The following is a 14,437-nucleotide window of genomic DNA, read 5'->3' on the forward strand; positions in this document are numbered from 1 at the left end:
GGTGCAGTACATGGCATGGTCGGCATCGCGCAGCAGCTCTTCTGCCTTGTGATAATGCTCGCGGTCGGCCAGCACCACGCCGACACTGGCGGTGGAGAAGACTTCACGTCCGGCCAGGATCACCGGCCGCTCGAATTCGCTGACGATGCGCCGGGCGATCAGCTCGCAGCCCTCCAGCGTTTCGGTCCCGAACAGCAGCACCGCGAATTCGTCGCCCCCCAGCCGGGCCAGGAAATCGTAATGACGCAGGCAGGAGCGAATGCGCGCACCGGCCTCGAACAGCAGATGATCGCCCGCCAGATGGCCCAGCGTGTCATTCACCAGCTTGAAGCGGTCCAGATCGATAAAGATCACGCTGAAGCGGGCACCATTGCCCGCCACATAGCCTTCCCAGGCGCGGCGCAGGGTCTTGGCAAAGTAATTGCGGTTGGGCAGCTTGGTCAGGGGATCGTGCAGGCTGTCGAACTCCAGCTGGGCATTGACCGCATCCAGCTCACTGGTGCGTTCGCGCACCCGCTGTTCCAGCTCGGCATAGGCGTTTTGCAATTCCTGCATGGCCCGTACCCGCGCCAGTGCCGTGCCGATATTGTTGGCAACGAACTCCAGCACTTCCTGATCACGATAGCTGTAGATCACTTCTTCCTGATAGCTGTGTACCGACAGCACCCCCAGCAACTCGTGTCCGCAATACAGCGGCACCCCCAGCCAGCTGTACAGCGCCGGCCCGGCGCCATCGGCAGACGGCAGTTGCGGATTGAGTCGATCCAGCAAAAGCGCCCGGCCACTGTGCAGCACCTGCTCGACATGGCCCTTGCCCGGCCGGCGGGGTTTGGCCGCCGCTTGCTGTTCGTCGGAGCAATAGGGAAAACTCAGCAGGTCGTTCTCCATGCTGTACAGCGCCACCTGGCAGTTGCGGGCAGCCACCAGCTCCATCAGCAGCCGGTGCACGCCGGCCAGAAAGGCTTCCAGCGACAGGCTGGTATTGGACAGGTCGGCGATGCGGAACAATACATCCTGAAAGCGCTCCGCCCGCTTGCGTTCGGACACTTCGGAGCGCAAGCGGGCATTCACCCCTTCCAGCTCGCAGGTACGCAGCCAGACCTGGCGCTCCAGCTGGCTGCGGTAGAGCATGCGGTCCAGCGCATAGCCGACATGGCGGGCAACAAACAGAAACAGCGTCTGCTCGGCCGAGGTGCAGGGCGCCTGTTCGGCATAGAACTGCATGACCGCAGCGCCGATGACGCTGTTATTGGCATTGCTCAGCGGCGCTCCCATCCACAGCTCCGGCACCGGACCTTCCAGCACCAGTTGTTCCTGGGCGCAGATTTCCAGCAGCCGGGCACGGGTCAGCACCAGGGGCTTGCCCAGACGCATCAGCCAGGCGGTCAGCGAGCGTTCGCTCCGACTGGCGGAAAACAGTTGTTCGGGGGAAGGTGGGGCCGGGTCCAGCTGGTCGGCGTAAAAAGGGTAGTGCAGGCTGCTGGCCTGCTCGTCGTACAGTGCAATATAGAAATTGCGGGCATCCATCAGCCGCATCAGCAAGCGGTGCAGCTTGGGCAGCATGTCATCCAGCGCGCTGCATTCACTGGGCAGCTGGCTGATTTCCAGCAGGGTTTCATTCATCACCCGCGCCTGGGACTGCTCGGAATGCTGACGGGCACTCAACAGATGCCCGGTCAGCAGCGAGGCAATCGCCGCGGTATTCTCCGGCACCTTGCCGCGCCAGACCAGCCAGCCGATCAGCTCGCCCTGCACCGACAAGGGCATGGCTCCGCCATCCGGCCCGGGGAGTCGTCCCGCAGACAGGGCCGCCGCCGGTGTCAAGGTGTCCGCCATCCCCAGCGTGGCCAGCAGCTGCCATGTCGTCCCCACCAGCGCCCAGACGGCTGCGGCAGCAGGTTCGCCCCGCTGGCGCAGCAGGGACAAGGCAGTTTCAGCAGCCTCTTGCTGGGAGGACAGATAATCAGCCGTACTCTTCATGTCATTATCGTAGTATGAGTTAGCCGGAAATTCCGGTCATGCTACGAACAGACGCAGCCATCCCCTATGGCTGCATTGCTTGCACCATACAGTCCAGCAAAGCCTCCAGCTGGTCCTGCGTATGGGCTGCCGACAATGTCAGGCGCAAACGTGCCGTTCCCTCAGGGACGGTGGGCGGCCGTATCGCAGGCACCCAGAATCCACGCTCCTTCAACTGTGCGGCCAGCAACAATGCCTGCTCGTTCCTACCAATGATAATGGGTTGGATCGGGGTGCGGGATGCCATCAGCGGAAAATTTACCTCCGACAAGCCTTCCCTCAGCCGGCTCACGCTCTGCTGCAAGCGTTGCCGACGCCACGGCTCGTCCGCCATCAGCCGCAGACTGGCCAGCACCGCGGCGGCCAGCGCCGGCGGTTGGGCGGTAGTGAAAATATAACTGCGAGCCGTGTTGACCAGCCATGCAATCAACTGGCTGCTCGCCGCGACAAAGGCTCCGGCCACGCCAGCCGCCTTGCCAAGGGTGGCCATATAGATCAGCCGCTCTCCGTGCAAACCCTGTTCCACTGCCGATCCACGGCCATCGCCCAGCACGCCGAATCCATGTGCATCATCAATGTACAGCCACGCATCGTACTTATCGGCAAGATCCTGCAACTTCTTTAGCGGTGCTTCATCGCCGTCCATGCTGTACACCGCATCCACGGCAATCAGCCGGGTACGGGCCGGGGTGCTGGCCAGCAATTGCTCCAGCTGCTGCAGGTCGTTATGGCGGAAACGGCGGAAAGTGGCCCGCGACAGCAGGCAGGCATCATTCAGTGAAGCGTGGTTGAGCTTGTCGGCAAACACGGCATCGCCCCGCCCCACCAGGCTGGTGATCACCGCCTGGTTGGCGGCATAGCCGGAGCTGAACAGCAAGGCCGCCTCGCGACCACAAAATGCCGCCAGCGCTTCTTCGGCTTCTTGGTGAATGGCAAAGTGCCCGGCGACCAGGTGCGAGGCGCCTCCCCCGACCCCCCAGCGCAGCATGGCCTCGCGAGCGGCTTCGATCAGCTGCGGGTGGTTGGCCAGTCCCAGATAGTCATTGCTGGCGAAGGCAATATAGCGTTTGCCCTCGATGATCATCGCGCAGGATTGTGGCGTTTCCACGATATGACGCTGGCGAAAACGGTGCTGCTGCTGCAATTCCAGCAGTGCCGCGGAAAGGTCCTGGGAGCGCATGCGGTTTTCCAGAAAATAATTGCCCTTGGCCGGCGGATTTCGCGAAAAGTATTCCTTATATATACATTTCAAAAATCCGGCCGGACCAGGGCAGAAATGGCCAAGGATTTACAGCGGGGACAGGTCCAGTTTTTCCATCAAGAGACGGTCGGCATCCACCTCGGGATTACCGGTGGTCAGCAGCTTGTCGCCGTAGAAAATCGAGTTGGCACCCGCCAGGAAACACAGTGCCTGCATCGCCTCCGGCATTTCGCGCCGACCGGCCGAAAGCCGCACATAACTTCTGGGCATGGTGATGCGCGCTACCGCGATGGTACGGACAAATTCGGTCCAGTCCAGCGGTTCGGCACCTTCCAGCGGCGTGCCGCCGACCTTCACCAGATTGTTGATCGGCACCGACTCCGGCTGCGGCTCCATATTGGCCAGCTGGGCGATCAGGCCGGCACGGTCCTGGCGGGTTTCATTCATGCCGACAATGCCGCCACAGCACACCGACAGCCCCGCCCCACGCACCTTGCCCAGCGTATCCAGGCGGTCCTCGTACTCGCGGGTATGAATGATGTCGCCATATTTGTCCGGTGCGGTGTCCAGATTATGGTTGTAATAGTCCAGACCGGCCTGTTTCAGTTTTTCAGCCTGCCCGTCCTTTAACAGACCAAAGGTGGCACAGGTCTCCATCCCCAGCGCCTTCACCTCGTTCACCATGCGCAAGGTCTGCTCCAGGTCGGCATCCTTGGGGCCGCGCCAGGCAGCACCCATGCAAAAACGACCAGCACCGTTGGCCTTGGCAGTACGTGCCACCGCAATCACCTCGTCCACCGTCATCATCGGCTGGTTTTCCACCGGCGTGTCGTGATGTACCGATTGCGGACAGTAACCACAGTCCTCCGGGCAGCCACCGGTCTTGATCGAAACCAGGGTCGACAGCTGCACCTTGGTCGGATCAAAAAACTGGCGATGAATCTCGGCAGCACGAAAAACCACCTCCATGAAGGGCAGGCTGAGCAGTGCCTCGATTTCCGCCACCGACCAGGTATTGCTCTGTGGATGCGGTGTCGCCGGACGGGAAAACTGGATGGCTTGAGTGGTCATGAATGCGCTTTCGTCACTGGAAAATTCCAATTGCATTTAATGGCTGATGGCAACTGGACAAATGGATAATTTAAGAAAAAAACCGCGTGCGTGAGAGTGTCTGGTCGCAGTCTTGCAGAGGGGGCATCATGCTGTCAAATATCACCAGACGATTAATTGACAACTGCACAATATTTAATCAATCATGTTTGTTGTGTAATACACGAAACAGTGAATTCGGGCTGTGCCGGGACTGCAAAACCAGCCTGCCCCTGCTGCCGGAGCTGCACTGCCCCATTTGTGCAGAACCAGCAGCCACGGGGGATATCTGCGGCTTTTGCCTGCGCTCACCCCCCGCTTTTGACGCCCTACACGTTCCCTATCTGTTTGGCTACCCCCTGAACACAATTATTTATGCCATGAAGTACGGAAAACAGCTGCAACTGACCGGTACACTGGCCGCGCTGATGGCCGAATTTGCCAGAAAAACCGCCATGCGCAGCGATCTGGTACTGGCTGTTCCCTTGTCAAAAGAACGACTTGCAGAACGGGGCTTCAATCAGAGCATTCCACTGGCCCAGGCAATCGCTGTTACAATGGAAAGCCGTTTTTCCTCCACACTGTGTTGGCGAAAACGCAACACTGTGCCGCAAGCCTCTCTCGGACGTGCCGAAAGACGCCAAAACGTTCGCGATGCATTTGGCGTAAAACAACGTATTGACGGGCTTTCCGTCGCGATTGTGGACGATGTGGCCACCAGTGGAATGACCCTGTCCGCCCTGGCTGAAAAGCTCAAAAAACAGGGGGCAAAACGGGTCGATGCGTGGGTGCTCTGCAGGGCATTCTTCCCAAAAACTTGACCAAGATTTTGATTCTTTGGAACAATCCAGCCAGCCAACGATGTTCACCGTTGTTCTTTTTCAGCCGGAAATCCCGCCCAATACGGGCAATGTGATTCGTTTATGTGCCAACACCGGCTGTGAACTGCATCTGGTCAAACCCATGGGTTTTCCCATGGAGGATGCCAAGTTGCGACGAGCGGGCCTCGACTACCACGAATATGCCCGTATCGTTGTCCATGAAAACTGGGCTGCCTGTCAGCAGGCCCTGCGAGGACGGCGAATGTTCGCTGCAACCACCAAAGGCGCCACGCGCCATGACCAGATCTCTTTCCAATCTGGGGACGTACTGCTGTTCGGTCCCGAATCCCGCGGCTTGCCGCCTGAAGTGCTGGAGGATTTTCCTTCATCACAGAGGATTCGTTTGCCCATGCGCCCCGAATCGAGAAGCCTGAACCTTTCCAATGCCGTTGCAATCACGGTGTTCGAAGCGTGGCGGCAGATCGGATTTGAAGGAGGCAGCTGACAGTTCACAGACCGGCCAACACTAACGGGCCAGCAAGAAACATTGCTGCTGAAGTGAACCAGACTGCAAGCCTGCACCCTGCCGCCATCGAGGCAGCGCCGTGACAACACAGGCCAGGCAGTTTTGCTCTTCCAGGCAGGGACTGCACTCGCCAGCCGAGCGTAAGTCGCCAGTGTTTTTTTTGATGTGCCCAACAGCATAAGGGAGGTCTATGCAATCAGTACTCCGATGGCTGTGGCTTGTTTTTGTCAGTCTCGTACTCGTGGCCTGCTCCACCGTGAAGACGGCGAGCGCCACCAGCCAAGCGTCGGCCAAGCCGACCAAGAAGCCCACCGTAGCCAACAATGGCGGTGCCTATTTTCAGAAAGACGGCCCTGCCGACCACATTCCGGTCAATCTGAATCTGGTACCGGATGCCGTACCCCAGGCGGAACCGCTGATCAAGTCAGCCAACCAGCCTTACTCGGCGATGGGAATGAGCTTCCGTCCCGACACCAGCGAGAAACCCTTTCAGGCCAGCGGCCGGGCCTCCTGGTATGGCAAGCAGTTTCATGGCAGGAAAACCACTTCGGGTGAGCGCTACGACATGTTTGCCATGACGGCCGCCCATCCGACCCTGCCGATCCCGAGCTATGCCCGGGTGACCAATTTGGCCAATGGCAAGTCGGTCATCGTCCGCATCAACGACCGTGGCCCCTTCCACAAGAATCGTGCGATGGATCTGTCCTACGCTGCCGCCTACAAGCTGGGCTTCGTCAAGCAGGGCAGCGCCAAGGTCAGCATCGAGCGGGTATGGCCGATGGCCGGCGGTGAAGCCGTCGCCAGCAACAGCCCCGACATCAAGGCAGAGGACAATCCCAAGTATCTGCAACTGGGCTCCTTCAACAAGCTGGCCAATGCCGAAGCCCTGTTGAAGAAGATGCTGGATGAAATGGACGACCGTTACGATTCCAAGCTGGGCATCATCAACCAGCAAGGCAATTACAAGGTGCGCCTGGGGCCCTTCCCGTCGGATGCTGCCGTGCGCAGCGCTGCGGAGAGCCTGAAGGTGGAAAACGTGGTGATGAAGAACTGAGGGAATGGTGGCGGCCTGGCATCGCCGTCCGATTGCCCAATCAAAAGCGAAGGGACTCCCTTCGCTTTTTTCATGTCCGGTCGCCGCGCCGGCATGCCGGCCATAAAAAACCCGGCGCACAGGGCGCCGGGGTAAAGGCCTTAATTGTCAGCGTAAGGCTCCCGCTCAGGGAGGCAAGCGGGAGGTGCCGGAGCACCTGCACGGTTAGTGTCGGCCTCCCCGACAAAGTTCCGTCATTCGGCTGCCGGCGGCTCTTCCTGTTCTTTCAGTACAGCATCAAACCAGCTGACCACCACCTGCTCCACCTGCTCGGTACCGGTTTTCTTCAGGCTGGAGAACAGCTGCACGCTCACCGCAGGGTAGTCGGCCAGCTCGCGTCGCACCATGTTCAGGGTCTGCTGCTGGTCGCTACGCGACAATTTGTCGGATTTGGACAACAGAATATGCACGGGCCGGCCGGTATCGCGGAAGAAGTTCAGCATCTGCCGGTCCAGCTCCAGCAGTGGCCGGCGCGAATCCATGATCAGGATCAGGCCGATCAGACTGTCGCGGGTTTGCAGATAGCGCCCCAGCAGCTGCACCCAGTGTGCCCGTACGGCTTCCGGCACTTCGGCATAGCCATAACCGGGCAAATCCACCATGAAACGCTCATTGCCCAGGTCAAAGAAGTTGATATGCTGGGTACGGCCCGGTGTCTTGGAGACATACGCCAGCCGGGTGCGGTTGGCCAGCGTATTGATGGCGCTGGACTTGCCGGCATTGGACCGTCCCACGAAAGCAACCTCGGCGCGGGTGGGCGGCAGGTCCTTCAAATGGTTGACGGTGGTATAAAAAGTGGCGTTTTTAAAAATCGACATAGTAGTAAGGTTGATTTCAGTTGGTATAGAATAACAGGTTTGAAATTGCCACTTTTACAGATATTTAAGAATTCCTCACAAGGAGCGATCATGAAACGGATGATGCTGTTGGCTGTAGCTGCGGCAACCCTGGCTGGAAGTGCGTGGGCAGAAGGCATTGCCAAGGGAGACCCGGTAAAGGGCAAGCAGATCGTTGACACGGTATGTGCTGCCTGTCACGGTGCTGATGGCAACAGCGTAGCGTCGGCAAACCCGACCTTGGCCGGCCAGCATGAGGTGTATATCTACAACCAGCTGCAGGCCTTCAAGAAGGGCGAGCGCAAGAATCCGATCATGCTGGGCATGGCCTCGGCCCTGTCTGATGCCGACATGCGCAATGTCGCCTCCTACTTCAGCCAGCAGAAACCCAAGGCGCGTGAAGCCTCCAACAAGGATCTGATGGCGCTGGGTGCCAAGGTATACCGCGTGGGCAACCCGACCACCCACGTACCGGCCTGTATGGCCTGCCACGGCCCGGCCGGCAAGGGCATTCCGGACCAGTTCCCGCGTGTGGGCAGCCAGCATGCCGCTTACGTCGCCAAACAGCTGGCCGACTTCAAGGCAGGTGTCGATCGCAAGAACGTGACCATGTCGGAAGTCGCTTCCCGCATGAGCGATGCTGAAATGAAGGCGGTAGCCGAATACATTTCGGGTCTGCGCTAATCGCAACTTTTGCGAATAGCCTTGTTCAAAAGGGAAGCCTTAACCGGCTTCCCTTTTTGTGTTCGGCACCAAGATGACAAAAAACTCCCGCAACACCACTTTGTACAAGCTGTACGAGCTGTTCAGCTCGATGCGTTTTGCCATTGGTCTGCTGACCATTCTGGCCATTGCCTCGATCATCGGCACCGTGCTCAAGCAAAACGAACCCTACCCCAACTACGCCTTCGAATTCGGCCAGTACTGGTTTGCCGTATTCGAACAGCTGGGCCTGTATGACGTTTACCACTCTGGCTGGTTCCTGACCATCCTGGCCTTCCTGGTGCTGTCCACCACGCTGTGCATCCTGCGCAATGGTCCGGGCTTCATCAAGGACATGAAGGCCTACCGCGAAAAAGCCTCGGACAACTCGCTGGCTGCCATCCGGCACAGCGTGGAGCTGCCGGCGGACAAGGTGGACCCGGATGCCTTGCGCGCCTATCTGCGCGGCCAGGGCTGGCGCTGGCGCGAACACCAGCGCGAGGACGGCAGCCTGGTCCTGGCAGCCAAGAAAGGCGCGGCCAGCAAGCTGGGCTATTTCTTCGCCCACATTGCCCTGGTGGTGATCTGCATTGGCGGCCTGATGGATGGCAACCTGCCGCTCAAGCTGGCCGAGATGGTGGGCAGCGTGGTGCCGGAAACCCGCGACATCCCGCAAAGCCAGATTCCCGCACAAAGCCGGCTGTCCACTGCCAATCTGTCTTTTCGCGGCAATGTCACCATTGCCGAGGGCAAGAGCGGCGACGTGGTGTTCCTGAATGCCGGCAATGGCTATCTGGTGCAGGAGTTGCCCTTTACCGTCAGCCTGAAGAAGTTTTATGTCGACTACTACAGCAATGGCATGCCCAAGCTGTTTGCCAGTGACATCGTGGTCACCGACAAGGCCACCGGCAAGGTGACCGAAGCCCAGGTCAAGGTCAACCATCCGCTGATCGTGGATGGCGTGGCCATTTACCAGGCCAGCTTTGGCGATGGCGGCTCGCCGCTGTCCTTGAAGGCGTGGAATCTGGATGCGCCGCAGATGCAGCCGGTGGACATCAAGGGCATTTCCATGGGCAGCCAGCCGCTGCGCGCCAATGGCAAGGACTACAATCTGGAGTTCGGCGAGCTGCGTGTGTTCAATATCGAGAACATGAGCGGCAAGAGCGATGATGCCGCCGGCAAGAGCCTGTCCCAGCGCATGCAGGATGCGCGCGAGGTGAAGCATGAAAAGCAGCTGAAGAATATCGGCCCGTCCATCAGCTTCAAACTGCGCGACAAACAGGGCCAGGCCGTGGAGTTCCACCACTACATGGCGCCGATCCAGCAGGATGGTGCCAGCTATCTGGTGGCCGGGGTGCGCAGCAAGGTGTCCGACCCCTTCCAGTACCTGCGCCTGCCGCTGGACGACAAGCTGTCGCTGGAGCGTTTCATGCGTTTGCGCAGCGCCTTCATGAATCCGGCACTCTATGATGAGATTGCACAGCGCACCACCGCCAAGGCCATGCAGGGCTCGGCCATCAGCCCGGCCATGCAGCAGCAGTTTGCCGGCAGCGTGAAATGGATACTGGCGCGCTTTGCCCAGGGCGGTTTCGTGGCGCTGGAGCAGTTCCTGGATGAAAAGGTGCCGCAAGACAAGCGTCAGGCCGTGGCGCAGACCTATGTCAAGATCCTGCAAGGTGCCGTGGTGGATGTGATGGATGTGGCCGATGCCAAGGCCGGCCTGCCGCCGGTCAGCGCGGACAGCCAGCACTATCGCTTCCTGCTGGACAGCCTGGTGGGCATCAGCGCCCTGCATGATTACCAGGCCCCGGTGTTGCTGCAGCTGCAGGGCTTTGACCAGGTACAGGCTTCCGGCTTGCAATTGACCCGCTCGCCGGGCAAGAACCTGGTGTATCTTGGCTCGTTGATGCTGGTGATCGGCATCATCCTGATGTTCTATGTACGCGAAGTTCGGCTGTGGCTGCGATGTGGCACGGCCAGCGTGCGGCTGGCCATGAGTTCCAACCGTCACAACCGTGACCTGGACGAGGACTTCCGCCGCCGCAGCGAGGCAATTCAACAGTTGGTACGAGGTAAGTGATGGAACTGGCTCAATCCTTTGTCGAGCAGCCGCTGTACAAGCGGCTGAAGCCCAGCGACTGGCTGTATGCGGTGCTGGTGCTGGTGGCTGCCGGGCAAGCCTGGCGCTTGTACAACCCCTTCATGGATGGCTATGAGCAGGCGATTCTGGCCGGCTCCGCCATCGGGCTGGTCGCCTTGGGCTGGTTCTGGAAATCCTGGCGCTGGTTCTTTCCGCTGTCGGCCGGCGTCGCCCTGCTGGGCATCAGCCTCTACCATGGCCAGCTGGCACGGGCGCAAACGGCGTTCTGGCTGAAATTCCTGCTGTCCAGCCAGTCGGCCATCATGTGGATGTGCACCCTGTTCTTCCTGGCCACCCTGGTGTACTGGGCCGGTCTGCTCACCCGCTCGGCCATGCTGTCGCGCATGGGCAGCGGCCTGACCTGGGCGGCGGCGGTAATGGGAGCGGCCGGCCTGTTCGTGCGCTGGTACGAGAGCTATCTGATCGGCAGCGATGTCGGCCATATCCCGGTATCCAACCTGTACGAAGTCTTTATCCTGTTCACCCTGATCACCGCGCTGATGTATCTGTACTACGAAGCGCGCTTTGCCACCCGCCAGGCAGGTGCCTTCGTGCTGCTGGTGATCTCCGCCGCGGTCGGCTTCATCCTGTGGTACAGCTTCGACCGCCAGGCGCATGAAATCCAGCCGCTGATCCCGGCCCTGCAGTCGTGGTGGATGAAGATTCATGTTCCGGCAAACTTTGTCGGGTATGGTGCTTTCGCCATGTCGGCCATGCTGGGTGTGGCCGAACTGCTGGTGCTCAAGGGTGTGCTGAAAGACCGGCTGCCCAGCGCCGAGGTGCTGGATGAGATGATGTACAAGGCCATTTCCATCGGCTTCCTGTTCTTCACCATCGCCACCATCTTGGGCGCGATGTGGGCTGCCGATGCCTGGGGTGGCTACTGGAGCTGGGATCCGAAGGAAACCTGGGCGCTGATCGTGTGGCTGAACTACGCAGCCTGGCTGCATATCCGGCTGGTGAAGGGCTGGCGCGGCGAACCGCTGGCCTGGTGGGCGGTCATCGGCCTCCTGGTGACCACCTTCGCCTTCCTCGGGGTGAACATGTACCTGACCGGCCTGCATTCTTACGGCGGTCTGTAAACCTCACCCAGCCCCGGCCCGTCACATGGCCGGGGCTTTGCTTTGCCCCCGGCACGGACAAGAAAGCCGGGCTTTGTTATTGTGTGGACTGTTTCTTTTCAAGGATCGCGTTTTTACATCATGGATTTTTCATGGCTGTCTGACCCCTATGCCCTGCTAGGCCTCTTGACCCTGATCGTGCTGGAGGTCGTGCTCGGCGTCGACAACCTGATTTTCGTGGCCATCCTGGCCGAAAAACTCCCCCCGCAGCAGCGTGACCGCGCCCGCGTGCTGGGCCTGTCGCTGGCGCTGATCATGCGCCTGTTCATGCTGGCGGGCATCAGCTGGCTGGTGAAGCTGACCGAACCGCTGTTCTCCGTCATGGGCCAGAGCTTTGCCGGCCGTGATCTGATCATGCTGGGTGGCGGCCTGTTCCTGCTGTTCAAGGCCACCATGGAGCTGCACGAGCGACTGGAAGGGGTGGAACACAGCGACGGCAACGGCCAGAAAGCCTATGCCGCCTTTGCCACCGTCGTCGTGCAGATCCTGGTGCTGGATGCGGTGTTTTCCATCGACTCGGTGGTCACCGCCATCGGCATGTCCGAGCACCTGGGTATCATGATGCTGGCGGTGGTCATCGCCATGAGCATGATGATCATGGCCAGCAAGCCGCTGACCCGCTTCGTCAACGCCCACCCCACCGTGGTGATGCTATGCCTGGGCTTTTTGCTGATGATCGGCTTCAGCCTGATTGCCGACGGCTTCGGCTTCCATATTCCCAAGGGCTATCTGTACGCCGCCATCGGCTTCTCGGTGCTGATCGAAGTGTTCAACCAGGTGGCCAATGTCAATCACCAGCGCTATCTGAACAGCCGCAATACCTTCCGCTCGCGTACTGCCGACACCGTGCTGCGCCTGCTGGGCAATGCGCCCTTGCAACATGGCAACCATCACGAGCAGGAAAAGGAAGAAGGCCCGCGTGAAGACAGGGAAGGCGCGTTTGCCCACAATGAGCGGGCGATGATCCACAGCGTGCTGACCCTGGCCGAGCGGCCGATCCGGGTGATTGCCACCCCGCGCTCGGACATCCACCGCCTGGACATCAGCCAGGATGCCGAACAGCAACGCAAGGTATTGCGCGACAGCCCTTACTCGCGCCTGCTGGTGGTCGGCGCCGGCCGCATCGACGAGCCACTGGGCATCGTCGCCCGCAAGGACTTGCTGGCCCAGCTGCTGGATGGCCAGACGCTGGATGTGATGGCCGCGCTGCGCCAGCCGCTGGTGCTGCCGGAAGGCATGACCGTGCTCAAAGCCCTGGAAGCCTTCCGCCAGCAAGCGGCCGACATGGCCTTTGTGGTGAATGAATTCGGCAGCCTGGAAGGCATCGTCACCCAAAAGGACCTGATGGAAGCGATTGCCGGTGACTTCCCGGAAGAACATGAACGCCATGAACAGCCGGCACTGGTGCAAGGCGAAGATGGCAGTCTGGATGTGGAAGGCAGCACCGAACTGGTGACGCTGGAACAATACATCGAGCTGGGCAACTACGAGGAAGAAGATTTCCACACCGTGGCCGGTCTGCTGATGCACCGGCTGGAGCGCATTCCGCGCCAGGGCGACAGCATCCGCGAAGGCGGCTGGGAAATCGTGGTGACCGAGCAGAAGGGCAACCGCACCGAGCGGGTCAGCATCCGCCCGCTGCCCAAGCTGGACGATGAGCAAGGCTGAGGCCGACGGCAGCGCGCCGGCGGCAGCCAGCAGCTGGTATCTGTACATGCTGGAATGCCGTGATGGCGCGCTGTACACCGGCATCAGCACCGATGTGACACGGCGCTATGCCGCGCACTGTGCCGGCAAGGGCGCGCGCTATACCCGGCTCAATCCGCCGCAGCGCATCGTGCTGGTGCAGGCCTTTGCCGACAAATCACAGGCGCTGAAGGCCGAACATGCCGTCAAGCGCCTGTCGGCCGCCGCCAAACGCCAGCTGGCGGCCAAAGGTGACCTGGGCGACTGGCTGGCGGCACGCAGCGCCCAGCCAGACAGCACTCAGTAAACAAAGCGTTCGCGCAAATCTTCCAGGTTCAGCTCACGCAGGATGGCTTCCTGCCGCTCGCGGGCACTCTGTTTGCCCTTGCCGGTTTTCCTGGCAATGATCAGCTCGTTCTTCATCGAATGCTCCCAGCCCACCAGCTCGGTCACCGTCAGCTGGTAGCCGCGGGCTTCCAGTTGCAGGCAACGCAGCACATTGGTCAGCTGACTGCCAAACTCGCGGGTGTGGATGGGATGACGCCACAGCTCGGACAGCGGCGTCTTGCCGAAGGTCTCGTTCTTCTTCTGGCGCAGCACCGCCGCCACCTCGGCCTGGCAGCAGGGCACCAGCACGATGTATTTGGCGTCCTTGGCCAGGGCAAAGCGGATGGCGTCGTCGGTGGCGGTATTGCAGGCATGCAGCGCGGTGATGATGTCCACCTGCGGCGGCAGCGCATCCGAGGTGATGGACTGCTCCACCGTCAGGTTGAGAAAGCCCATGCGGTCAAAGCCCAGCCGGGCCGCCAGCTCCTGGGAACTTTTCACCAGCTCGGGCCGGGTCTCGATGCCGAATACCTCGCCCACCGCCTTGTCCTTGAGAAACAGGTCGTACAGGATGAAACCCAGATAGGACTTGCCCGCACCGTGGTCGGCCAGCGTCACGCTGCCCTTGCTGTCCAGCACGTCCTGCAGCAGCGGCTCGATGAACTGGTACAGGTGATACACCTGCTTGAGCTTGCGGCGGGTATCCTGGTTGATCTTGCCGTCGCGGGTGAGAATGTGCAGTTCTTTCAGCAACTCCAGCGACTGCTGCGGTTTGATTTCGGGGATCAGGCTCATCTTGGCCTCCGGTAAAGCGGGAATGGCGCGATTTTACCAGTTTCACCGCCCCAGCCCCCGACAAGCTTGGCCGCTGGCGCG

At 60.3% G+C, this 14,437-nt stretch carries 13 protein-coding genes; 8 read left to right on the plus strand and 5 right to left on the minus strand.

Annotated features, from left to right (window positions below; all coding sequences use genetic code 11):
- The 3 genes from JHD64_RS14010 to bioB all read right to left on the minus strand — a co-directional run.
- Positions 1 to 1,980 (minus strand): sensor domain-containing diguanylate cyclase (locus JHD64_RS14010; protein WP_199053600.1); only part of this gene is annotated, 1,980 nt, incomplete at its 3' end.
- Positions 1,981 to 2,044: 64 nt separating this feature from the next.
- Positions 2,045 to 3,199 (minus strand): 8-amino-7-oxononanoate synthase, encoded by a 1,155-nt coding sequence (bioF, locus tag JHD64_RS14015; protein WP_199053601.1) that lies wholly within the window; start codon positions 3,197 to 3,199, stop codon positions 2,045 to 2,047.
- Positions 3,200 to 3,307: 108 nt separating this feature from the next.
- Positions 3,308 to 4,291: a biotin synthase BioB gene (bioB, locus tag JHD64_RS14020; RefSeq protein ID WP_059284618.1), complete on the minus strand. Its 984-nt coding sequence runs from the start codon at positions 4,289 to 4,291 to the stop codon at positions 3,308 to 3,310.
- A 128-nt stretch (positions 4,292 to 4,419) separates the two neighbouring features.
- Between bioB and JHD64_RS14025 the strand changes: the two genes are divergently transcribed.
- The 3 genes from JHD64_RS14025 (at position 4,420) to JHD64_RS14035 (ending at position 6,710) form a co-directional block, all read left to right on the plus strand.
- On the plus strand, positions 4,420 to 5,130 hold the full coding sequence (locus JHD64_RS14025; RefSeq protein WP_199053602.1) for a ComF family protein: 711 nt from the start codon (positions 4,420 to 4,422) through the stop codon (positions 5,128 to 5,130).
- 40 nt (positions 5,131 to 5,170) lie between these two features.
- Positions 5,171 to 5,635, plus strand: coding sequence for a tRNA (cytidine(34)-2'-O)-methyltransferase (locus tag JHD64_RS14030; RefSeq protein WP_199053625.1), 465 nt, complete (start codon positions 5,171 to 5,173; stop codon positions 5,633 to 5,635).
- A 211-nt stretch (positions 5,636 to 5,846) separates the two neighbouring features.
- A complete protein-coding gene (locus JHD64_RS14035; protein ID WP_199053603.1) occupies positions 5,847 to 6,710 on the plus strand; it encodes a septal ring lytic transglycosylase RlpA family protein in 864 nt (287 codons plus the stop codon).
- Between the two features lie 233 nt (positions 6,711 to 6,943).
- Here the strand turns inward: JHD64_RS14035 and yihA are convergent, their stop codons facing one another.
- A complete protein-coding gene (gene yihA, locus JHD64_RS14040; RefSeq protein WP_199053604.1) occupies positions 6,944 to 7,567 on the minus strand; it encodes a ribosome biogenesis GTP-binding protein YihA/YsxC in 624 nt (207 codons plus the stop codon).
- A gap of 90 nt (positions 7,568 to 7,657) precedes the next feature.
- On the opposite strand from yihA, the gene JHD64_RS14045 reads away from it, so the two are divergent.
- From JHD64_RS14045 to JHD64_RS14065, 5 genes are all read left to right on the plus strand, one after another.
- Positions 7,658 to 8,269: a cytochrome c gene (locus JHD64_RS14045; protein ID WP_059284592.1), complete on the plus strand. Its 612-nt coding sequence runs from the start codon at positions 7,658 to 7,660 to the stop codon at positions 8,267 to 8,269.
- A gap of 73 nt (positions 8,270 to 8,342) precedes the next feature.
- Positions 8,343 to 10,367 carry a cytochrome c biogenesis protein ResB gene (locus JHD64_RS14050; protein ID WP_199053605.1) on the plus strand — a complete coding sequence of 675 codons (2,025 nt, stop codon included), beginning with the start codon at positions 8,343 to 8,345 and terminating at the stop codon, positions 10,365 to 10,367.
- Complete coding sequence (gene ccsB, locus JHD64_RS14055; RefSeq protein ID WP_059285791.1) at positions 10,367 to 11,509, plus strand: c-type cytochrome biogenesis protein CcsB; 1,143 nt, start codon at positions 10,367 to 10,369, stop codon at positions 11,507 to 11,509. The genes JHD64_RS14050 and ccsB overlap by 1 nt, the downstream gene beginning before the upstream one ends.
- Before the next feature lie 120 nt (positions 11,510 to 11,629).
- On the plus strand, positions 11,630 to 13,216 hold the full coding sequence (locus JHD64_RS14060) for a TerC family protein (protein ID WP_110313059.1): 1,587 nt from the start codon (positions 11,630 to 11,632) through the stop codon (positions 13,214 to 13,216).
- Positions 13,203 to 13,541: a GIY-YIG nuclease family protein gene (locus JHD64_RS14065; RefSeq protein WP_233170503.1), complete on the plus strand. Its 339-nt coding sequence runs from the start codon at positions 13,203 to 13,205 to the stop codon at positions 13,539 to 13,541. Before JHD64_RS14060 ends, JHD64_RS14065 begins: the two co-directional genes overlap by 14 nt.
- On the opposite strand, the gene JHD64_RS14070 is transcribed toward JHD64_RS14065, so the two are convergent.
- Entirely contained in the window at positions 13,535 to 14,356 is an 822-nt protein-coding gene (locus tag JHD64_RS14070) for an SAM-dependent methyltransferase (protein ID WP_059285793.1), read from the minus strand. The genes JHD64_RS14065 and JHD64_RS14070 overlap by 7 nt on opposite strands.
- Between the last annotated feature and the right edge of the window lie 81 nt (positions 14,357 to 14,437).

Origin of the sequence: Aquitalea sp. ASV15 (assembly GCF_016429115.1) — a bacterium.
Taxonomy (GTDB): Bacteria; Pseudomonadota; Gammaproteobacteria; order Burkholderiales; family Chromobacteriaceae; genus Aquitalea; species Aquitalea magnusonii.

Excerpts from the sequence above, each read along its gene's own strand:
- bioF (WP_199053601.1), bottom strand. The coding sequence starts at position 3,199 with ATGCGCTCCCAGGACCTTTCCGCGGCACTGCTGGAATTGCAGCAGCAG.
- bioB (WP_059284618.1), bottom strand. The coding sequence starts at position 4,291 with ATGACCACTCAAGCCATCCAGTTTTCCCGTCCGGCGACACCGCATCCA.
- JHD64_RS14025 (WP_199053602.1), top strand. The coding sequence starts at position 4,420 with ATGCTGTCAAATATCACCAGACGATTAATTGACAACTGCACAATATTT.
- JHD64_RS14030 (WP_199053625.1), top strand. The coding sequence starts at position 5,171 with ATGTTCACCGTTGTTCTTTTTCAGCCGGAAATCCCGCCCAATACGGGC.
- JHD64_RS14035 (WP_199053603.1), top strand. The coding sequence starts at position 5,847 with ATGCAATCAGTACTCCGATGGCTGTGGCTTGTTTTTGTCAGTCTCGTA.
- yihA (WP_199053604.1), bottom strand. The coding sequence starts at position 7,567 with ATGTCGATTTTTAAAAACGCCACTTTTTATACCACCGTCAACCATTTG.
- JHD64_RS14045 (WP_059284592.1), top strand. The coding sequence starts at position 7,658 with ATGAAACGGATGATGCTGTTGGCTGTAGCTGCGGCAACCCTGGCTGGA.
- JHD64_RS14050 (WP_199053605.1), top strand. The coding sequence starts at position 8,343 with ATGACAAAAAACTCCCGCAACACCACTTTGTACAAGCTGTACGAGCTG.
- ccsB (WP_059285791.1), top strand. The coding sequence starts at position 10,367 with ATGGAACTGGCTCAATCCTTTGTCGAGCAGCCGCTGTACAAGCGGCTG.
- JHD64_RS14060 (WP_110313059.1), top strand. The coding sequence starts at position 11,630 with ATGGATTTTTCATGGCTGTCTGACCCCTATGCCCTGCTAGGCCTCTTG.
- JHD64_RS14065 (WP_233170503.1), top strand. The coding sequence starts at position 13,203 with ATGAGCAAGGCTGAGGCCGACGGCAGCGCGCCGGCGGCAGCCAGCAGC.
- JHD64_RS14070 (WP_059285793.1), bottom strand. The coding sequence starts at position 14,356 with ATGAGCCTGATCCCCGAAATCAAACCGCAGCAGTCGCTGGAGTTGCTG.